This window comes from Aureibacillus halotolerans (genome assembly GCF_004363045.1).
In the GTDB taxonomy this organism is placed as follows: Bacteria; Bacillota; Bacilli; order Bacillales; family DSM-28697; genus Aureibacillus; species Aureibacillus halotolerans.
In genome coordinates this window covers 24,671-45,093 of record NZ_SNYJ01000018.1, presented here as the reverse complement: position 1 = coordinate 45,093, position 20,423 = coordinate 24,671, and the positions used below count along the sequence as shown (strand labels likewise).

At 44.0% G+C, this 20,423-nt stretch carries 24 protein-coding genes; 18 read left to right on the top strand and 6 right to left on the bottom strand.

Features of this window, described 5'->3' with window-relative positions:
- Positions 1-227 precede the first annotated feature (227 nt).
- The 7 genes from ehuB to EV213_RS16700 all read left to right on the top strand — a co-directional run bounded on the left by ehuB (position 228) and on the right by EV213_RS16700 (position 6,919).
- Positions 228-1,100, top strand: coding sequence for an ectoine/hydroxyectoine ABC transporter substrate-binding protein EhuB (ehuB, locus tag EV213_RS16730; protein WP_133581710.1), 873 nt, complete (start codon positions 228-230; stop codon positions 1,098-1,100).
- A gap of 121 nt (positions 1,101-1,221) precedes the next feature.
- Positions 1,222-1,878 carry an ectoine/hydroxyectoine ABC transporter permease subunit EhuC gene (gene ehuC / locus EV213_RS16725; RefSeq protein WP_133581709.1) on the top strand — a complete coding sequence of 219 codons (657 nt, stop codon included), beginning with the start codon at positions 1,222-1,224 and terminating at the stop codon, positions 1,876-1,878.
- A complete protein-coding gene (gene ehuD / locus EV213_RS16720) occupies positions 1,875-2,582 on the top strand; it encodes an ectoine/hydroxyectoine ABC transporter permease subunit EhuD (protein ID WP_133581708.1) in 708 nt (235 codons plus the stop codon). The genes ehuC and ehuD overlap by 4 nt, the downstream gene beginning before the upstream one ends.
- On the top strand, positions 2,579-3,367 hold the full coding sequence (gene ehuA, locus EV213_RS16715; RefSeq protein WP_133581707.1) for an ectoine/hydroxyectoine ABC transporter ATP-binding protein EhuA: 789 nt from the start codon (positions 2,579-2,581) through the stop codon (positions 3,365-3,367). Before ehuD ends, ehuA begins: the two co-directional genes overlap by 4 nt.
- Before the next feature lie 113 nt (positions 3,368-3,480).
- Positions 3,481-4,119 carry an SDR family oxidoreductase gene (locus EV213_RS16710; protein WP_133581706.1) on the top strand — a complete coding sequence of 213 codons (639 nt, stop codon included), beginning with the start codon at positions 3,481-3,483 and terminating at the stop codon, positions 4,117-4,119.
- A 352-nt stretch (positions 4,120-4,471) separates the two neighbouring features.
- Positions 4,472-5,440: an MraY family glycosyltransferase gene (locus tag EV213_RS16705; protein WP_133581705.1), complete on the top strand. Its 969-nt coding sequence runs from the start codon at positions 4,472-4,474 to the stop codon at positions 5,438-5,440.
- 243 nt (positions 5,441-5,683) lie between these two features.
- Positions 5,684-6,919, top strand: a complete 1,236-nt coding sequence (locus EV213_RS16700; RefSeq protein WP_133581704.1) for an arginine deiminase — start codon at positions 5,684-5,686, stop codon at positions 6,917-6,919.
- Between the two features lie 172 nt (positions 6,920-7,091).
- Here the strand turns inward: EV213_RS16700 and trhA are convergent, their stop codons facing one another.
- Entirely contained in the window at positions 7,092-7,712 is a 621-nt protein-coding gene (trhA, locus tag EV213_RS16695) for a PAQR family membrane homeostasis protein TrhA (protein ID WP_133581703.1), read from the bottom strand.
- A 132-nt stretch (positions 7,713-7,844) separates the two neighbouring features.
- Here trhA and EV213_RS16690 point away from each other — a divergent pair, with 132 nt between their 5' ends.
- The 8 genes from EV213_RS16690 (at position 7,845) to EV213_RS16655 (ending at position 12,944) form a co-directional block, all read left to right on the top strand.
- Entirely contained in the window at positions 7,845-8,267 is a 423-nt protein-coding gene (locus tag EV213_RS16690; protein WP_133581702.1) for a pyridoxamine 5'-phosphate oxidase family protein, read from the top strand.
- A 415-nt stretch (positions 8,268-8,682) separates the two neighbouring features.
- Positions 8,683-9,309 carry a glycerol-3-phosphate responsive antiterminator gene (locus EV213_RS16685; protein WP_166639369.1) on the top strand — a complete coding sequence of 209 codons (627 nt, stop codon included), beginning with the start codon at positions 8,683-8,685 and terminating at the stop codon, positions 9,307-9,309.
- Between the two features lie 155 nt (positions 9,310-9,464).
- Positions 9,465-10,004: an RNA polymerase sigma factor gene (locus EV213_RS16680; RefSeq protein WP_133581700.1), complete on the top strand. Its 540-nt coding sequence runs from the start codon at positions 9,465-9,467 to the stop codon at positions 10,002-10,004.
- A complete protein-coding gene (locus tag EV213_RS16675) occupies positions 10,001-10,213 on the top strand; it encodes a zf-HC2 domain-containing protein (protein WP_133581699.1) in 213 nt (70 codons plus the stop codon). The genes EV213_RS16680 and EV213_RS16675 overlap by 4 nt, the downstream gene beginning before the upstream one ends.
- The gene (locus tag EV213_RS16670; protein ID WP_133581698.1) at positions 10,214-11,224 is read left to right on the top strand and encodes a hypothetical protein; all 1,011 of its coding nucleotides are present in this window, start codon (positions 10,214-10,216) and stop codon (positions 11,222-11,224) included.
- A 101-nt stretch (positions 11,225-11,325) separates the two neighbouring features.
- A complete protein-coding gene (locus tag EV213_RS16665; RefSeq protein ID WP_133581697.1) occupies positions 11,326-11,721 on the top strand; it encodes a secondary thiamine-phosphate synthase enzyme YjbQ in 396 nt (131 codons plus the stop codon).
- 71 nt (positions 11,722-11,792) lie between these two features.
- Entirely contained in the window at positions 11,793-12,104 is a 312-nt protein-coding gene (locus EV213_RS16660) for a hypothetical protein (RefSeq protein ID WP_133581696.1), read from the top strand.
- A gap of 15 nt (positions 12,105-12,119) precedes the next feature.
- Positions 12,120-12,944: a YihY/virulence factor BrkB family protein gene (locus EV213_RS16655; protein ID WP_133581695.1), complete on the top strand. Its 825-nt coding sequence runs from the start codon at positions 12,120-12,122 to the stop codon at positions 12,942-12,944.
- Between the two features lie 77 nt (positions 12,945-13,021).
- Here EV213_RS16655 and EV213_RS16650 read toward each other — a convergent pair whose 3' ends face one another.
- Both EV213_RS16650 and EV213_RS16645 read right to left on the bottom strand, forming a co-directional pair.
- On the bottom strand, positions 13,022-13,468 hold the full coding sequence (locus EV213_RS16650) for a TlpA family protein disulfide reductase (protein ID WP_133581694.1): 447 nt from the start codon (positions 13,466-13,468) through the stop codon (positions 13,022-13,024).
- 138 nt (positions 13,469-13,606) lie between these two features.
- A complete protein-coding gene (locus EV213_RS16645) occupies positions 13,607-14,785 on the bottom strand; it encodes a pyridoxal phosphate-dependent aminotransferase (protein ID WP_133581693.1) in 1,179 nt (392 codons plus the stop codon).
- A 144-nt stretch (positions 14,786-14,929) separates the two neighbouring features.
- On the opposite strand from EV213_RS16645, the gene EV213_RS16640 reads away from it, so the two are divergent.
- Positions 14,930-15,715, top strand: a complete 786-nt coding sequence (locus tag EV213_RS16640; RefSeq protein WP_133581692.1) for a carbon-nitrogen family hydrolase — start codon at positions 14,930-14,932, stop codon at positions 15,713-15,715.
- An 89-nt stretch (positions 15,716-15,804) separates the two neighbouring features.
- Here the strand turns inward: EV213_RS16640 and EV213_RS16635 are convergent, their stop codons facing one another.
- Positions 15,805-16,971: an MFS transporter gene (locus EV213_RS16635; RefSeq protein ID WP_133581691.1), complete on the bottom strand. Its 1,167-nt coding sequence runs from the start codon at positions 16,969-16,971 to the stop codon at positions 15,805-15,807.
- A gap of 264 nt (positions 16,972-17,235) precedes the next feature.
- Here EV213_RS16635 and EV213_RS16630 point away from each other — a divergent pair, with 264 nt between their 5' ends.
- Together EV213_RS16630 and EV213_RS16625 are read left to right on the top strand one after the other, a co-directional pair.
- A complete protein-coding gene (locus tag EV213_RS16630) occupies positions 17,236-18,114 on the top strand; it encodes a cation diffusion facilitator family transporter (protein WP_133581690.1) in 879 nt (292 codons plus the stop codon).
- A 16-nt stretch (positions 18,115-18,130) separates the two neighbouring features.
- The gene (locus EV213_RS16625; RefSeq protein ID WP_133581689.1) at positions 18,131-18,514 is read left to right on the top strand and encodes an OsmC family protein; all 384 of its coding nucleotides are present in this window, start codon (positions 18,131-18,133) and stop codon (positions 18,512-18,514) included.
- 50 nt (positions 18,515-18,564) lie between these two features.
- Here the strand turns inward: EV213_RS16625 and EV213_RS16620 are convergent, their stop codons facing one another.
- Both EV213_RS16620 and EV213_RS16615 read right to left on the bottom strand, forming a co-directional pair.
- Positions 18,565-18,999 carry a Fur family transcriptional regulator gene (locus EV213_RS16620; RefSeq protein WP_133581688.1) on the bottom strand — a complete coding sequence of 145 codons (435 nt, stop codon included), beginning with the start codon at positions 18,997-18,999 and terminating at the stop codon, positions 18,565-18,567.
- A gap of 115 nt (positions 19,000-19,114) precedes the next feature.
- Positions 19,115-20,314, bottom strand: a complete 1,200-nt coding sequence (locus EV213_RS16615; RefSeq protein ID WP_133581687.1) for a metal ABC transporter solute-binding protein, Zn/Mn family — start codon at positions 20,312-20,314, stop codon at positions 19,115-19,117.
- Positions 20,315-20,423: the final 109 nt, after the last annotated feature.

Here is a 20,423-nt window from a genome sequence, read left to right as displayed (position 1 = left end):
TAGGGCGTGAAACAAAGATAGAGTTGGTTAATCGCTTGGTTGGAAGGATAAGCTGGAAGTATTCCCCCATAGCTAGGCTCAGGCGTTTTGAGTTGCTTGCTTGCTTTTTGATACTATGAATACATATTTGCATTTTGGCTCGGTTCCAAGCAACCGTACAAAAATAGACACATGGTCGCGGGGAACTGATTCGAAATATAAAAAATTTTCTTTCAGGAGGTCAATTTATGATGAAGAAATTATTTACCGCAGGGGTGGCGGCATTAGGTTTAGCCGCAATGGTAGGGTGTACGCAAGTAAGTGATAGTGGCACAATGCAAAAGATTGAAAACGGGGAAACCCTTACTGTTGGGTATGCAAACGAACGACCTTATGGGTACAGCGAAAACGGTCAACCGACTGGCATGTCTGTTGATATTTCCAGCACCATTTTTAAAGAATTAGGTGCGGCAGGTATTGAGGGAGATATTGTTGATTTTGGCTCTTTAATTAATGGCTTAAATTCAAGTCAATTTGATGCCGTAACGGCGGGGATGTACATCACACCTGACCGTTGTGAAAACGCGATGTTTGCCGAGCCGGAGTATCGTATGGGTGAAGGTCTTGCAGTAGCTCCAGGAAACCCGCACGATTTGCATAGTTATACCGATATTCTTGAAAACCAAGACATCACCGTAACTGTGATGACTGGTGGAGTGGAGTATGGGTACTTAATGGACATGGCTGAAGAAATGGGCATTGAGCCGACAAATATCAAAACAGTCAACACGATCGCTGACAACGTTGCAGCACTTCAATCGGGTCGTACAGACGCAATTACAATGACCGAAGCAACGTTGCTCACAGCCCTTAAAGGTAGCGAAAGTAGTCAGATTGAAGTTGTTGAAGACTTTGAACAGCCCATTATTAATGGAGAAGAAATCTTTGGTTACGGATCGACCGTGTTCGCTAAAGGCGATGAAGCGCTATTAGAGGCATACAATGAAAAGCTTGCGGAAATGAAAGAATCTGGTGAGCTCGTCGAAATTTATGAGAAGTACGGCTTAAGTGAAGAAAATCTTCCTGGTGATGTAACAACTGAGGAGCTTTGTGGAGCATAAAAAATGAGAAGAATGTGCGGGGAGGAGAAGATTGCTCCTCTGTCCGCGTCTGTACTGAGTGTCTGCAATCGCAGTACAGACGCGGGGAAGGCACTGTAATCACAAGGAGGACTGTACAAAAGTGAGTATTAGTGAAATTTTACCTCGTCTTTATGAAGCTTCGCTAGTAACGATACAGGTCTTGCTTGTATCTATTGTATTCATGTTTATTATTGCCTTTATCGCAGGACTATCAAGAGTATCCAAGTACAAGTTTGTGCGCGTATTGACGCTAATTTATGTAGAGTTTTTTAGAGGCACCTCGCTTTTAATTCAGCTTTTTTGGATTATGTTTGCTGTTCCGTTAATTTTCGGGATTAGATTTGACCCATTCCTCGCTGGTGTTATTGCGTTAAGTCTCAATTATGGTGCTTATTCATCAGAAGTTGTTCGAAGCTCAATTGAAGCAGTTTCAAAAGGACAAACTGAAGCCGGCATCGCTTTGAATATGTCGCGGAGACTGCGCATGTTTCGAATTATTTTGCCACAGGCGTTTCGCCGCATGCTGCCTGGGTTTGGGAACAACGTCATTGAGTTGTTAAAGGGAACGTCTTTGTTAAGCTTCATCACATTGACGGAGGCAACGAGGATGGCAAGGAACCTTGCTAACCAAAGCTTTGATGATTACTTAACCATCTTTACATGTCTTTTACTCGTCTACTTTACGATCGCACTTCCATTGGTGCTTATCACGAAATATCTTGAGCGCAGAGCATCGAGAGGAGTGGCTGACGCATGAGTTGGGATTGGAATTTAGTTTTTGAATCGATGCCTGCTTTATTAGATGGTATGCTTTCGACGTTATGGATTACAATAGCCGCCTTTATAGTGGCCCTTATTTTTGGATTAATATTAACGCTTTTGCGTCGAATACCATTCAAACCATTGGCCATGGTGTTTTATGGCATTTCGGAGTTTATTCGAATGACACCCCCATTAGTACAGTTGTTGTTTGTCTATTATGCATGGCCGCAAATTCCTGTTATCGGAGTGGCCTTAAGTCCTTTTGTCGCAGGCACTTTTACTTTAGGCTTACATTACAGTACGTACCTATCTGAAATTTATCGCAGTGGTATTGAAGGTGTTGATAAGGGGCAATGGGAAGCAAGCAGAGCATTAAACTTTAGCCACGTGCATACGTGGACTAAAATTGTTTTGCCTCAAGCGATTCCGCCAGTCATCCCACAATTAGGAAACTATCTGATTGTAATGTTTAAAGAAACGCCTTTGCTGATCGCCATTCAGTATTCAGAAATGCTAAAAGCAGCGAATACAATTACATCTTCAACATTCAAATACGTTGAAATTTATACGATCGCAGGTCTCCTTTTCCTCCTCCTGAGCTATCCATCTTCATTGCTCGTCCAGTACTTGGAAAAACGGATGAAAAATCGTTATGCACGTAAAGCGAAAAAAGTAGAAAGAAAGGGTGCTACAGCATGACAGAGCCCATTGTTAAATTTCAGGATGTGCATAAATCTTTTGGCGAATTAGAGGTCTTAAAAGGAATCGACCTAGAGATTAATCCAGGAGAAAAAGTCTCCATCATCGGACCGAGTGGATCGGGAAAGACGACGATTATTCGTATGCTGATGACACTTGAAAAGCCGACAAGCGGGAAAATCATCGTTGACGGTGATTATCTATGGCATATGGAGAAAAACGGAAAAATCGTCGAAGCCAATGAAAAGCATCTTCGCCAAGTGCGCGGAAATATTGGTATGGTGTTTCAGCACTTTAATCTGTTTCCGCATATGACGATTATGCAAAATTGTATTGAGGCGCCAATGCATGTGCTAGGACTTTCTAAAAAGGAAGCTAAACAACGTGCAATTGAAATGCTTGAAAAGGTAGGCTTGGCGGACAAGGTTGACAACTATCCAGTGCAGCTTTCTGGTGGTCAAAAGCAACGTGTGGCGATTGCGCGCGCGCTTGTGATGCAGCCAAAAGTCATGCTGTTTGATGAAGTGACGTCCGCTCTCGACCCAGAGCTTGTTGGTGAAGTATTAGGCGTCATTAAAGATTTAGCAGCGCAAGGCGATATGACGATGATTCTCATTACGCATGAAATGGACTTCGCTTGGGAAATTTCTGATCGTGTCGTTTTTCTCGCAGAAGGAAACCTTGTCGAGCAGGGACCACCGAGCAAGCTATTTGAAAATCCGGAAAGCGAGCGACTGCAATCCTTTTTGGAGCGTTTCAGTCAAACATCCGTTGCCCCTTCTTAAAGGGTGCGGATGTTTTTTTTATGTTGTCATCTAAACGTAAGGTTTATGAGTCTGCAAACAGGGAACGTTTCATATAACCTTCTAGATTTTATAACTGAAAGGAGACGATTTGAATGAGAGTATTAGTTGCAGGTGGTCACGGACATACGGGGAAGCATGTGTTGAAATACTTAAAAGAAAATGGGCATGAGCCCTTTGGAATGATTAGAAATGAGGAGCAAATTGATGCTATAAATGATCTCGGCGCCGTCGCTGTGATCGCAGACCTAGAAGAGGATCTGTCCTCAGCGGTGACGAGCATGGATGCGGTGATTTTTGCGGCAGGTTCAGGATCACAAACAGGACCGGACAAAACGGCGTCAGTGGATCGAGATGGAGCCATTCGTCTGATTGAAGCCTCGAAGGCAAAGCAAGTACGAAAGTTCGTCATGCTGAGCTCGATTGGTGCCGACAAACCTGAAAAAGCGCCAGAGGCAATGCGTCATTATGCAGAGGCAAAGCATGACGCCGACGAAGCCCTCGTAGATAGTGGCTTGGATTATACGATTGTACGACCAGGAGCCCTTTCATTTGATCCAGCGAAAGGAACGATACGTGCTGACAAACGTTTAGTTGACCGAAGCGGCGCTGTATCAAGACAGGATGTGGCTAAGGCGCTTGTTGAATCACTCGACACCCCATTAACGGCGAATCTTATATTTGAAATGCTTGACGGAGATACGCCAATTAAGGATGCCATCACGTCTGTATAATATGAATTGGGTACATTGGCGTTGCACAACGCAATAACAGCTATTGGCGGGCTTCCTACGAGGGAGAGCTAAGCGAGCTTGGTGGCGCAATGCGTGCTGGCCGAGACAGCTTAGCTCTTTCGTCTGTAGTGGCCGAGATGTTTGGGCGCATGACCACCCGACATCTTATCGCATGGTTTCATCTGTATTAAGGTATTGGTTCAGGCGTATAGTGAAAGGGTTTGAACGACTTTTTTAATTGCGGATCGCACATTTGTGCAAAATTTGTCAGTTGAATCTGTACAAACGTGGAGTAAACTATGATATTCTATGAACGGTGCCTATTTTATTTTCAAAGCATTGGAGGAAGACTATGGAACAGATTCTTATTGTTCTCGCGATTGCACTTGTGGCAAGCTATCTGATTATTCCTTACTTCGGGAAACTCGCAATGAAAACAGGTTTTGTCGACCAACCAAATGAACGTAAAATACATAAAGAACCAATCCCGTTGCTTGGAGGCTTCGCGATGATTGCCGTTTTTATGGCAATGTTAAGTGGGCTCCGGTTAATGAACTGGATTGAAGGAACGCAGTACATAGGCATAATGATTGCGCTGGCGTTGCTTCTGATTGCTGGATTTATCGACGATTATGCAAAAACACGAAAAAAAGACTTTCCTGCATTGCCTAAGCTTCTCCTTCAAATTGCGGCAGCCATTGTTGTCGTAAAGTGTGGAATTGTGATGCAAGGGGTCAGCATTCCGTTTTCTGAAGCTGGTTATCTAAGCTTCCCACCTCTTGTTGGCGAGATTCTTACTGTCCTTTGGTTTGTCGGATTAATGAATGCAATTAATTGGATTGACGGCATGGATGGTCTTGCTGGGGGGATTTCCGCCATTTCTGCAGGCACATTAATGTGTGTTGCTCTCGTTACAGGGGAAATGCTTTCTGCGGTGTTGGCAGCAAGTGTTGTTGGTATTACGCTTGGCTATTTAAAGCACAATTTTCATCCCGCCAAAATTCTTATGGGTGACACAGGGTCAATGTTTTTAGGTTTAGTGCTAGGCGTTGTTTCTGTGCTTGGTACACTTAAAGCAATGACAGCTGTATCTGTGGCGATACCTGTGCTTGCGTTAGGACTGCCAATTTTCGACAGCTTTTACGTTGTGTTTCGCAGATTATTGTCTGGCAAATCGATTCATATTGCTGACAAATCACACGCCCATCATCGTCTGCTTGCGACGGGACTTTCTCAACGACAAGCCGTCACATTTCTTTACTTGATCGGCATTTGCCTAGGATTATCCTCGGTAATTCTTACGCTCGTCTCAATGATTTAACCGAAAAAGCTGCTTCTTTTGGAGATGTTCAAAAGGAGCAGCTTTTTTATGTGGTGAAATTCGCCAAGTCGGTGGAACAAGTGTGACGGAGTAGATCCAAGAAATCAGGCCCATCACATCAACGGAATGCTCCTTAATGAGTTCAGCGTTGTTTCCCCAATTATCATTATGGGGAATACTATAAATGGAAACGAATAACTGTACAGCCGATCCATTACGGGCATGGCAGAGAGGATGAATATAGTGACAGAGGCGATACATGTTACATCAGAAATTGGAGCGCTAAAAAGGGTCATTATTCACCGGCCAGATGGAGAGCTTGAAAACCTCATGCCGGACTATATGGAGCGTTTATTGTTTGATGATATTCCTTACTTACCTGCCATACAAAAGGAGCATGATGTGTTTGCAGATGAGCTTCGTAAAGCAGGTGCAGAAGTACTCTACCTTAGAGATCTCATGATTGAAGTTCTGCGAGATCAAAACCAGCGCACTGCGTTCTGCAAGGAATTTTTGCGGCGTTATTATGCCTTTGAGCATGACATTTTTCAAGAGGTGCTCTCCTACTTAACGCAACAGACACCAGAAGGGGTGTTTAAAGCGGTCACCTCTGGCATTTTAAAGAAGGACATTCGCACGATTAAAAAAACGCATCTCGCTGATATGCTCGGGACGACCTATCCGTTTTATGTAGACCCAATGACCAATCTGTATTTCACACGTGATTCACAATCAGTGATTGGAAACACAGTGTCAATTAATGCGATGGATCAGCGCGCACGTTCTTGTGAGCCGTTTTTAATGGAGACGGTGTTTCAAAAGCACCCTTCATTTTCAAGTAAGGTCGAGCGACTTTGGATGAATCGCGATCATGGCCATAGTATTGAAGGGGGCGATATTCTTGTGCTTAGTGCTGAAGTGTTAGCCATTGGTGTATCTGCTCGAACGTCTCCACAAGGTATTGAACATCTTGCTTCAGCGCTTTTCAATGAGCATCCGACAGTGAAAAAAGTCATAGCGATTGAATTGCCGAAATCCCGTGCGTTTATGCACTTGGACACCGTTTTTACAATGGTAGATCATGATATGTTTACAATACATCCCCTTATTCTAGGGCCACGCGGAGACATCAACGTGTTTGTGATGTCCCCTGAAGGCAACGGCGAAATCACAATTAAGCGTGAAACGGATTTGAAAGGCACATTATGTAAATTGTTGGGCGTATCAAACATTGCTTTCATCCCTTGTGGAGGTGGCGATCACATCACAGCAGCAAGAGAGCAGTGGAGCGACGGGGCGAATACATTCGCGCTGGCACCCGGCAAGGTGATGACCTATGAACGGAATGCGACGACGAATCGATTGCTGCGAGAGGCAGGGTTGGATGTGGTAGAAATTCCAGATTCAGAGCTTTCAAGGGGAAGGGGAGGTCCACGTTGCATGACCTTTCCGATTTTGCGAGACGATGTGACTTGTTAAAAAAAGCAAAATGAAAACGCTTGTCTTATCTAAGCACGAAGATTTGGTAGGCGCAGAGTCGCCACAAGGGCAATGAGCACCGGAGAAGGCAAAGCAACGAAGAAAGCGAGCGTTTTTCATCAGCCTGAAGGCGTGAGGGCTGAATACACCCCCACGCTTTTTTGATTCGAATTTATACATAAAACAAAATAGCAAAGTAGATTGATGCACTCCCAGCGAGCACAAACACATGCCAAATCGCGTGATGATAGGGGATACGCTTCCAGAGAAAAAAGACGGTACCGATCGTGTAAAACAAACCACCGAGCAGAAGTAACAAAAATCCACCTGTCGTTAAGCCGTTGTATACGGGCTGAAGGAAAAACATAACCATCCATCCCATCGCCACATAACAAATCGTTGAAACGAAAATGAAACGATCTACGAAAAAGGCTTTATAGGTAATGCCGACAAGGGCGATCCCCCAGACGATGCCAAACAACGTCCAACCCGAAGTGCCACCAATGGTTATCAAAGCAATTGGTGTATACGTTCCCGCAATGAGCAAATAAATGGCTGAATGATCAAGAATTTCAAAGACTTTTTTAGCCGTTCCACGTAAACTGTGGGTCAATGTGGAAAACGTATAAAGCAAAAGCATGGAGACCCCAAAGATTGTGAAGCTGACGACGTGCAATGTGGTGCCTTGGTCAACGGCAAACACAATCAAAAGCACGAGAGCCGGTATACATAATAACGCGCCAATGCCGTGCGTCACAGCATTGGCGATTTCTTCTCTTAGACTAAACTCCATGGCGTTTCTCCTTTCAAGACATGTTACTGTTTGTAGTATATCACACGACGTTACGCTAAATGTGTTCCGTGTTTTTACTCGTCACGTTTTAGGGAATACTCTTTGTAAGACATTACTTAGGAGGCGTTTTGTGTGAACCAGCAAGAACTAAAGAAACATATAATGACGATTCTCGATGCCCATCAAGTAGGAACGTTGGCAACGATTAATGACGGCAAACCATACACGCGCTACATGACATTTTTTAATAAGGCGTTCACATTGTATACGCCAACAAGCAAATCGACACATAAGGTGGATCATATTGAACAAAACCCTAATGTCCATATTCTTCTTGGGTACGAAGGCGATGGGTACAACGATTCCTTCGTCGAAATTGAAGCCGTAGCAGAAATTGAAGAGGATCAAGAAACAAAAAAATCACTTTGGAATGAAAAACTAGGTCATTACTTATCTGGACCAGACGACCCGAATTATGTCGTCATTCGCTGTAAACCTAACAGCATCCGGTACATGAATGCAGGGAAAGAAACACCGCTCGAATTGGACTTCTAAGTCGTTGCCAAAAGGGCAATGAGCACCAAACAAGGCAAAGCAACAAAAAAAGCGAGCGTTTTTCACCATCCATATTCAATTCAGGCTGAATGAAAACGTTTGACTTTCGAGGCGCGAAGTCTTGTTCGGCGCGGAGTTGCCAAAAGGGCCATGAGCACCAAACAAGGCAAAGCGACAAAAAAAGCGAGCGTTTGTCATCAGCCTGAAAAGCCTTATCCGACAAGGATAAGGTATTTTTATGTACAATTTTACAGGAAATTCACAACAGGTTTACAAACCCTTTACAGAAGGTTGGTACGCTCAAACAATAGAGATTTATTGGATGAGATGATGGAAAAATCATTGTTGATTTGATAAAGAGATGTCTCAAACAAAATCATCTGACTTTTTTGTCTGTAAAGAGGAGCGAATACCTTTGGAAAGAGAAATGAAAACAAAGCAGGATGTCACGGAACGATTAACGACGCTACGAAAAATTGCTTCTTTAAAAGAAATTAAATGGATTGAGCGTGCCGTTCAAGCACATATCGCTAGCGTGTTTATGATGACGGGTTCCCTTAGCACGGTAAAGCGATATGTTGATCTTTTTCATTCTCATGGAGTCCCAGTCTTTTTGCATGTTGATCGTCTCGGAGGTTTAGTGTCGGACCGTCAAGGCATTGAGTACCTTGCCAATCATATTCGTCCAACAGGCATCATTTCCTCAAAAGGAAAGGTCATTCGCATTGCCGCCCATTACCGACTGCTAACTGTACAGAGAATGGTTTTGATGGATCAAGAAAGTGTCGATAAGAGCATTGCTAGCATACAAGAATTTGAGCCTGATTTTGTTCAAGTCATGCCTGCGATTTTGCCGGAATGGCTGGAACGCATTCATAAGCAGGTTCCACAGGTCGCGTTAATTGCCGGAGGGTTAATTGACAACCAAAGCCAAATGCAGGCTGCGATTAAAGCAGGGGCTTTGGCCGTATCTACGTCCTCACCAAGTCTGTGGGACCACCCTCTTCCATCCATTGTTCCCAGAGCTAAGCCTGGCCAATAAAAGAAAGAGGTCTACCAACCATAGATTATATTCCGTTATACTGACTGTCCTAGACAATGGACAGTTTTTTTATTTTATGTAACAATTTTTATATAGAGGTGTAAAGTTTTTATTGGCTAAAGCGTCTATTCTCGTAGTAAGGGGGTCACGACTAGATGATCGTTCAAGAAGATATTCAGGCTGCTGCGAATGGTGACGAGGAAGCTTTTCAAACCATTGTGGAATCGTATGGACCGTCGCTTTACAGAGCTGTTTTAGGTGTTCTGCGAGATCCGGAAGAAGCAAAGGATGCGACGCAGGAAGCCTTAATTAAAATATATAGATCGTTACCTTCTTTTGAAGGAAGAGGGTTAAAAACATGGATGACACGAATTGCTGTCAACCACGCCATTGATATGAAGCGCAAAAAGCAACGTGAGTATTTAAAGTGGGAAAAAGCATGTAACGAGCCTGATGATCCTCAAGAGGCCGTAGATTTTGGATTGATTCAAACAGAACTTCAGCACAGGATTCGTGAGCGTGTGCAAGACATTCCTGAACGATATCGAGGGGTCATGGTTGGATACTACCTAGAAGGGAAGACGTATGAAGAAATGGCTGCCTCGTTACAAGTGAAACCTAAATCGGTAGAAATTAAATTATATCGTGCTCGGCAATGGTTGCGGAAGCATTGGGATAAGGAGGATTTTGAATGAGCCCTCATGTGACAAAAAAACGATTAAACAGCTACTTGCACAAACGGCTGTCTGAAACAGAGGAGCAAGAAGTAGAGCTCCATTTATATAGCTGTGACGACTGTCTGACGATGTATATGGATGAAGTGCAGGGATTGCATAATGAAAAAGAGACAGATGAGGCCGACCTTTCATGGCTGGCAACCTTCCCGAAGGAAATGGGCACGTAAATGGGAACAAGGTTAACCGCATTTCTTATCGCTATTATCGCACCGGGACTTGGGCATTTGATTTTGGGAAGGCGGATTCGCGCATTCGTCTTCTTCTTTTTGTTTTTCTCCATCGGACTTGTCGCGGCGATCACCTTCTTTTATTCGATTAACAGCTACATTGTCGATGGAGGATTAATAGCTTTCATTTTCATTCTTCTCGCCATCGTTTGGGTCATCCATTTTATCGATCTGATCGTCATTAGTGTGCGATCAAAAAACAGTGATATCGACGCGCAAGAATACTACTCCGAATATTCCATTCGCAAATATGTAAAACAAAATGGGAAATATATGCTCCCTGGATTTACCCATCTCAGAATTGGCATGCCAATGAGGGCGGCGTCCGTTCTTTTGCTGTTTATCCTCTCGTTTTTCTTTTTCTGTCATCTTTTTCTGTCCAACTATATAGAATTAGCTCTTCTGCCGATATTATTTGCCATTAGTCTCTTTTTTTACGCCATGATAGATGCGGCTGAAATGGATCGTCGAAAGTCAGAAGAACCAATAAGTGATGGGCTACTTTTTGCTGAGCCCGTAGCTCACTCGACAGCTTCCTTAATGTCGCTAGTGTTTTTACCAGGGCTAGGTCATTTCGTCGCTGGGGCTAAGAAAAAAGGAATCGAATGGCTCGGTCTATATGCATTGCTCTTGTTGCCTTATTCTTCCCCAGTGATGGGAGCGGCGGCATTTATCGTTTGGGTGCTCGCAATGTTGGACCTTTCTCGAATCGCAAAGGAAGGCGTACCTGAAGAAAAAGAGCGTCGTTCCGGTCATCCTTTGGTGGGACCCTTTATTATCGTATTAGCTATTTTGGCTCTATGTGACTTCCTTATCAAATGGATGTCGCAGATGGCAAACCCGTTTCAATTCGGTGGGCCATACATGGTATGGCGATATGTTTATAGTGAGCCCATTTTTTTAATCATTACTTTAATTTTTGGCTTTATTGCATACAGGCGAATGAAATAGGGAACGGCATGGACAGAAAATGATCCATGTCGTTTTTTTTGCAGGAACGATTGAGGTTTAAAGAGAAAGGGAATAAAGATTCTAAATAAAGGGGGAAGGAAATGCTCATCAAAAAAACCATTCAAACCTCTCAGCGCGATCAATTTAAAGAGATCACTGGGGCGGTGCAAAGGGAAGTATCTTTACAGGATATGACGAGTGGCGTGGTCATTGTTTATTGTCCACATACCACGGCAGGGATTACGATTAACGAAAATGCAGACCCTGATGTGGTTCATGATATGCTGTTGGCATGGGATGAAGTATACCCTTGGCATCACCCAAAGTATAAGCATGCAGAAGGAAACACCGCGTCCCATTTAAAGGCTAGCACGGTAGGGGCATCACAGCATGTCATTGTGGAGGATGGGAAACTGCTGCTTGGCACATGGCAAGGGATTTATTTTTGTGAGTTTGATGGACCTAGAAACAGAACGTATTACATAAAAATGATGTAAGCATTTAAGCATTGAAAATGAAAAAGCGTGGCAATCTAATGAATACGACTATTTTCGAGGAGGAATATACAATGAGTGCAACAGAAAACAAACGACTAGGCAAATGGATCGCAATTGGAGCGATCGCTGGATTGGGAGCGGCTTTGTTAAAACGCTCAACGAGAGAAAGCGCGTTTCATTGTGTGCGTTCCTCAAGCACAACAGCATTCTCTGCGCTAAAGCAGCCCGCGAGATTCCTAAAGCAAACGTCCACTCAACTAAGAACAGTCGAATTACAGGCTGGGCGGATTGCGGAGGATTTGGAAGGGGTCGCACATCGGTTGGATAGCTTGAAACAAAATGCTGAACAAAATGAGCGCCCTACACTCGATACATCATTATAGAAACTGAGGTGACCCATGGCTTTTGCAAAAGAACTGTTTGCCAAAATCGGGAAAGATGAAATCACAGCGTTAGCCGCGTCATTAGCCTACTTTTTTTTGCTGTCGCTATTTCCATTTCTTATTTTTGCTGTCGCTTTGCTTGCCTACATGCCTATTTCCTATACGGATGTGTTTGAAGCCATTCAAAGCTATGCCCCAGGAGATACGCTCTCTGTTGTGGAGAAAAACCTAGAGGAGATTATGGCAGCGAACAGCACGAGCTTGCTGTCCTTTGGAATCGTGGGGGCACTCTGGAGTGCCTCTGTTGGTTTAAATGGACTAATGAAAGCGCTGAATCGGGCATACGAAGTGGAAGAAAACCGTTCCTTTGTTCATGCAAGAGGGCTTAGCATTTTATTGACCGTCAGTATGTTTCTCGTCCTCATTATTGCTTTATTGCTCCCCGTTTTCGGGAAAGAAATTGGCGTTTTTATTTTTTCCTATTTGAATTTATCCGCTACTTTTCTAGACATTTGGTCTTTGTTGCGTTGGGTTGTCAGCTCGGTCATTATTTTTATCGTTTTTTCATTTTTGCTGTGGACCGCGCCAAACCTACGCTTGTCCTACAAAGACGTTCTGCCTGGAGCTGCATTTTCAGCAATTGGCTGGCAATTGTCATCTCTTGCTTTCTCTTTTTATGTGAATAACGTGAACAACTACCAGGGGACGTACGGGAGTCTCGGTGGCATCATCGTCTTAATGGTTTGGCTGTATTTGTCAGGCCTTGTGATTTTAGTTGGCGGAGAAATAAATGCCTTGATTCGGAGGCGCCGCCATGAACGAATCACAACCGTTCGATAGCCAAAGAACCATCTAAAGGATGAATATAAAAAAGTGGAGTGCGCATCCGAAGATGTACATTCCACTTTTTTTGTTTCTTATTCCGTTTCGCCTAGCACTCGGTTGACACGTTTCGTGAGCATTTTCATGCCACCGCCACCTGCCTGGAAGTGACGAAGCTTCCCATCTGCATCAAACACGTAATAGGCAGGAACGTATTGGTTGTCAAAGGCATCTGTTAACTTATGCGCATTATCTACAAATATAGGCTGAGTAATTTCATGCTCATCCGCGACAGCCTTAATTTGATCAAGGTCAAGGTCTTTTTCAGAGCGTGGCATGTGAACAGCAACCACATTCAACTTATCTTTGTAATCGTCTCTGAATTGGTTCACGTTTGGCATGGCTTCTTTACATAGGCCACAGCTTACCGACCAGAAGTGAATGAGTGTAGGCTTATCTCCTACAAGGTCGGATTTTGTAAGGTCTCCATTCAACCATGTTGTCGCTCCATCAAGTTCTGGCAATTCTTCGCGCAATTTCATTTGCAAAAACCTCCTGCATTTATTGTGATTTTTAGTTTGTAATTATTATAAAAAACTAGATACGTTTATTATAAGAATTCTATGCAAGGTTGTCAAAGTATTGATATGCAAAGAAATGCTTTTCGTGAGGGCATTTGACTATTTGAAAACGTCGACTTTGGTCATGCGCCGCACGGCTTCTTCAATAACGGAAGGATCAGTTAACAAGCCGATGCGAACATAGCCTTCTCCATGCTTACCGAAGCCGACGCCAGGGGCAACAGCGATATTGGCGTTATCCAATAAGTCATTCGCGAAAGCAACGCTGGACGTATATTCTTTAGGAATAGGAACCCAAGCAAAAAATGATCCCTTTGGTTCGGGAAGAGGCCAGCCTGCCTTTTGGAACGATCTGATGAGTGCCGTACGTCGCTCATCATAAGTGGCGACAAGTTGCTGCACACAATCTTGAGGACCAAGAAGAGCCGTCGCAGCCGCTTCTTGAATGCCGCCAAACAAGCTCACATAATAATGGTCCTGTAAAAGCTCAATGTAGCGAATAATGTCAGGATGGCCAACCGCAAAAGCCACACGCCAGCCTGCCATGTTATATGTTTTTGAAAGCGTATAGATTTCTATGCCAACGTCTTTCGCACCAGGCGTTTGCATAAAGCTACGCGGTTTTTCTCCATGGCTGCCGATAGCACCGTATGCGAAATCATGAATTACGCAAATATCATGAGCATCAGCAAAGCGCACGGTCTTCTCGAAAAATGCCTCATCCGCTGTGGCTGCTGTTGGATTGTTCGGATAGTTTAAAAACATCATTTTTGCTTTCTCCGCAGTTTCATGAGGAATACTGTTGTAGTCAGGAAGGAACTGGTTTTCCTCAAGTAAAGGCATCTCATGCATCTTTGCGCCGGCTAAGGCAATGCCAGACCAATAATCTGGATAACCCGGATCTGGCACGAGAGCCACATCACCTTCATTCAGCAAGCACTGACTTAACTCAACCAGTCCCGTTTTGCCACCGAACAGAACAGCAACCTCGCTTTTCGCGTCGAGCGCAACGCCATATTCTCTCTCGTAGAAGGTTGCCGCCGCGTCTTTTAGAAAATCATAGCCTGAAAAGGGTGGGTATTTATGATACAAAGGGTTACCTGCCGCCGCCTGTAATGCTTTGACAATATGGGTAGGGGTGGGCTGATCAGGATTGCCTTGACCTAAATTAATAATATCGTGACCTGCCAGTTGCTTTTGGCGTACTTTGCCTGACAAAGCTGCAAAAAATTGATCAGGGAGTCGGTCAAGGGCAGCTGCTTTAGGAAAATGTTTCATTCGTCTACCACATCCTCATTTTGTTGATATTGTGCCTTATTTTAAGGAATGAACGGTTTTTTGTAAAGGGTGTAGGGTTGACACGTAAAAGTACACAATGGAATAATGTACAAAAACATGTTGTAGCACTAAGGGAGTGCGTAAATGAAGATTGCCATTATTCAAATGGATATTGTGTTTGGAGATCCACGCGAGAATATGAAAAACGCAGCAGCGCTTATTGCACGTGCGGTTGAAGAAAGTGCACCTGATGTTGTCATGCTTCCTGAGCTTTGGACAACAGGATACGACCTTGAACGTCTCGATGAGATTACTGAGTTTGGTGCAGAGGATGTACGCGCATTTGTGAAACAGCAAGCAGTAAAGCATGGCATTCACCTTGTTGCAGGCTCTGTTGCAAATCGTTCGGAGGCAGGCGTAGCAAATACGATGCTCGTGTACGACAAAACAGGCGAAGAAATTTGCAGCTATAGCAAGGCCCACTTGTTTCGATTGATGAACGAAGAAAAGTATCTCATTGCAGGAGAAAGTAGTGGTCATTTCTCAATGGATGGGGTCGCATGTGCGGGAATGATTTGTTATGATATTCGTTTTCCTGAATGGATGCGAAAACATGCCGTTGAAGGAACAGAAGTATTTTTCGTCGTCGCCGAATGGCCAGCACCGCGTACAGATCATTGGAGAGCCCTTTTGCAAAGCCGTGCGATCGAGAACCAGGCTTTCGTCGTCGCCTGCAATCGTGTCGGGTCTGATCCGGCCAATACATTTGGAGGCCACTCAATGGTCATTTCCCCTTGGGGAGAAATCCTCGCTGAAGCAGATGAGGATGCCGCCATTTTGATCGCCACAATTGATCGGAAGCAAGTGAATGAAATTCGTAACAAAATCACAGTGTTCGAAGATCGACGACCGAGTTTGTATACGAAATAAGATTCCATTCGAAAAAAAATATAAAAACTCCTCGCTGATACACGGTGAACAAATCGTTCGTGTATCAGTGGGGAGTTTTTTGGTCCGTTCTACGTCTCGGCCAAGTGTCGCCGACGTTTGCCTAAGAAAATGCATATAAAAATGATCAGCATCGGGAAAGATATTGTGTAAAAAAAGCTATGGCCACCAAATGCTTCAATAAACAGTCCACTCATAAACGGCCCAGAGATACTCCCTAGACTGAAGCTTACCCCACAAAGAATATTTCCTGCTGGGAGAAGATTTTTAGGAAGCAAATCCGTCATGTAACTAATACCCAAGGAAAATGTCGAACCGAGAAAAAGACCTGCCGTAAAAAAGCAGAGAGCAAGAGCAAGCGTATCTGCGCCAAAAAAGATTGCTGATAAAAAGGATAAAAAGCCTCCAAAATGCACAAGCAATAAGATAGGTCTTCTCCCAAAACGATCACTGAGCATACCGAGGGGGAGTTGTGACACCATTCCGCCTAAAGCAAACATTGGAAGAATAAAGGAAATGTCTTCGATCGCCATTCCTTGTCTCATCCCAAAGACAGGGAAGCTTGAATGAAGTGTCGCTTCCAATAATCCATAGCCTAATGGGGGAAGAAGTGCAATCCAAGCGTATCGCAACGTTGATCCGAAACGCGCGATGGAACTCATCGCATTTCCCGAAGCTTCATCCTGACCCGGACGTTCGTTGCGTACACCTAAAAACAGTAGCCATATGATCGTAATGATGCCGGCAGCAAGGAAAAATGGGAGAAACATGCTGTAATCAATGAAGCGGGTCATTAAAGGACCAACAGCGAAGCCGAAGCCAAAGCTCAGTCCATAAAAAGCGATGCTACGACCGAGTTTATCTTTTTCAGAAGTCGAAGTGATCCAAGTCTGTGTAGCGAAATGCAGCATGTTGTCGCCAATACCAATGACGAGGCGAAGCACAAACCAGAACCAAAGACCATCCCATACTGGAAACAAAAGCAAAGAAACAATCATTGTTAGCGTTCCGATAGTAATCAGTGGCTTATACCCAAATCGCTGTAGTGGTTTTTCCAAAAAAGGAGAAGCGATCAATACCCCTATGTACAGCCCTGTAGCATGCATTCCATTAATATATGAGGGGACGCCGCGCTGTTCTAAAAGAATCGCTAGTAAAGGGAGCAGCATCCCTTGAGTGAAGCCTGACACAAAGACAAGGCTAACAAGCAGCCAATACCTAGCTCGTAGGGATTGCATTTTTTCCATCCCCCTTTCAAAAGGTCAATTTCCGAACGCAATCATATCATGAATTTACGTGGAGTTCCTTAGATAGAAAATTCCAATGGATACATAGCCAAAGGAAGAGAAGTTTGAAGAGGGCAAAAAAAATGCACTCTGGTAGCTTTCTTCACAAGAGGCATGCAGTCTGCGCCACCGCAAAAAGGTTGCTGTAGACCCACTAGGGGGCGGTCTTGTAAAGTAAATATAGAAGCAAAAGTGGTCGTGTAAAGGGGACATTTGATGAAAGAGGATCTAAGGCGAATGGCAGACAGAGGCGTGTGGATATCAATTGCTGCTTATATTGTGTTGTCTGTGGGTAAGATCGTATTTAGCATTATGTTTGATTCAAAGGCGTTGCTCGCAGATGGCTTAAACAATGCATCTGACATTGTCGCCTCCATTGCTGTGCTAGTTGGTTTGAAAATCTCTAGGAAACCTCCTGATGCGGATCATAAGTACGGTCACTCTCGTGCAGAAACGATTGCGTCAATGGTGGCTTCCTTTATCATGGTAACGATTGGTCTTCAGGTCGTGTATAATGCAATTTTAGCGTTATGGAGGGGGGATGTTTCGTCACCAGACCCTTCTGCCATTTATGTCGCACTTGCAGGGGTCATTGTCATGGGCGGTGTCTCCATCTACAATCATCGGTTGGCCAAAAAAACGAAGAGTCTGGCATTAAAGGCAGTGGCAAAGGACAATCTGTCTGATGCTTTGGTCAGCATAGGTGCAGCTGTAGGGATTTTAGGAGCTGCTCTTTATATCACATGGTTAGATCCTGCTGCTGCAGTCATTGTCGGTTGTGTGATTTTAAAAACGGCATGGGATATTTTCTCAGAAGCCACCCATATGCTCACAGACGGCTTTCAAACGGATCGGCTTGAGGAGTATCATACGATCATATCAAACGTGTCAGGTGTTAAAAAAACGACGGATATTAAAGCAAGAATGTACGGCAATCAAGCGGTCGTTGATGTGACAATTGAAGTGGATAAAGATATTTCAGTAGAAGAAAGCCACCGCATTACCGATGACATAGAGGACCAGATGCATCAATCGTATGGGGTTGAAATGACACATATTCATATTGAGCCTAACGAAACAGAAGAGCATAAATGAAGGGGGAGATAGCCACGTGAACTTTCAAATGACGGAGAGTGGTTTTACAACGACGTTCGAACACGGCAATATCCACATTTCCGGTGACGAAACGCAAGGGTTTCGCCCGTATCAGCTTCTCGTTTCTTCCATAGCTGTATGCAGTGGAGGTGTTCTGCGTAAAGTTCTAGAGAAACGTAGAATGGTCGTTGATGACATTCAACTCTCGGCAGAGGTTCAACGAAACGAAGAAGAAGCCAACCGTGTCGAAGCGATTCATTTGCACTTTCGGATGAAAGGCGTCGATCTTGATGAGGAGAAAATACGCAAAAGCTTGGACATTACATTTAAAAATTGTTCAATGGCACAATCGGTGAAGGACAGTATCCGTCTGACGGACTCCTTTGAAATTGTTTCATAGCAACAAGAAAAAGCAGCCGCCCATTACGTAATTGGGAAGCTGCTTTTTCGTTATGAGGAAACGGGGTGTTCAATGCAATGATTGCATTTTCCGTAAATCTCAAATTTATGACCTGTAATCTCAAATTTGTCGAGATGCTCTTTTGCTTCGATTGATGGCATTGGGCAAGCATGCAACGCTACCGTCTTGCCACAGTCCAAACAAATAAAATGGTGATGGTGCTCGTTTGTGCCACACGACAGTCGAAACATTTTTTCACCGTTCAGCTCAGTCGTTTCGAGGATGTCGAGCTCCTCAAACAAATAAAGGTTTCGATAAATGGTGTCAAAACTCAATCCAGGATAGTCTGGTTTTAATGTTTCAAGGACTTGCCTTGCCGTTAAGTAGCCATTGTTTTTGGCGAATAAAGACAATAAATCCTCACGTTTCGTCGTGTATTTAAACCCTTTATCTTTTAAAATTGTTATGGCTTTTTGGACATTCACATGCGAACCTCCCTAAGCAAAACCTGATGTGGATAATAGGTAAAGTATACAGGATGCACGAGCTTTTGACAAATAACGAGCATGTGATGGAACGACGCAAATGACCACTACTGAATTATTTCATGGCTTTGTCTAAGAGTTCAATATTCATTTGCATAATTGAAACATAGTCTTCACCGGCTTGGATATCTTCCTCTGTGACGACTTCCATGTTATTTAATGTGAGTGATTCTGCCCCAATCTCGTTTTGGATCGTTTCGGCTACACGGGGCGTTACACTTTGTTCAAACAGCACGTATTCAATGGAGTGTTCTTGCGCCTCTGCAATAATATCAAGCAGTTGTTGCTGTGATGGCTCTTGGGTTGGAGAAAGTCCGGTAATGCTGATTTGTATAATGCCATAATGGCTTTCCCAGTATCCATACGCAGCATGCGACACAAGAATGACGGGGTCTTCTTTTGACTCCACCATACTGTGCATTTCCTCATCGAGCTCCATAAGCTGGGCCTTGAGGGTTTCGAAGTTTTCGTTGAAGGCTTCTTCTTGCACCGGCATGAGTGTCACAAGTTCATCTTTAATATTTTCCGCCATTTCGATGGCACGGATTGGATCAAGCCACGCGTGTGGATCAAATTCACCATGAACGTGGTTATGCTGAGATTCTTCAGTAGAATGATCGTGTTCAGCATCAGAATGGTCGTGTGTTTCCTCTTCAGCGGAATGCGAGTGTTTCTCACCATCATGGTCATGAGCCGTTTCACCCTCGGCATGGTCATGCTCCTCAGCAGAGTGATCGTGCGAGTCTTCTTCGGCAGAGTGGTCATGAGCCGTTTCACCCTCAGCATGGTCATGCTCTTCAGCAGAGTGATCATGCGAGTCTTCTTCGGCAGAGTGGTCATGAGCTTCGCCATCCTCATGGCCATGGCTTGAAATCAGGTCCACTCCTTCTGTTGCTTCTAAGATGGCAACGTCTTCACTCTGTAATGTCTCGACGGCAGCATCTGCAAAGGGTTCAAGCTGAACGCCGTTATAAATGAAAAGGTCGGCATCCGCAAGTTCAATCATTTCCTTTGAAGAGGGATCAAACGTATGCGCATCAGTACCTGGTGGATAAACACTTTTCACATCTACGTAGTCGCCGCCAATTTTTTGTGCGAAGTCCTGTAATGGAAAGATGGTCGTGTATATCGTTAGCGTATCTGTAGATTCGATTCCTGTATTTGCGGTTGACGTTGCCTCTCCATTATTGTTGCTGCAACCCCATAGCACCAACGGTAACGCAAAGGCGACGGAAGCTAGCTTGCGAAGATTCATTTTTATTTCTCCTCCTAAACGTAATCATTACGTTTTGATCTGGATATAATCTTATAGGCTTTTAATCAATGTGTCAACAACTCTACACAATTGATTCGTGCTTCTGTAT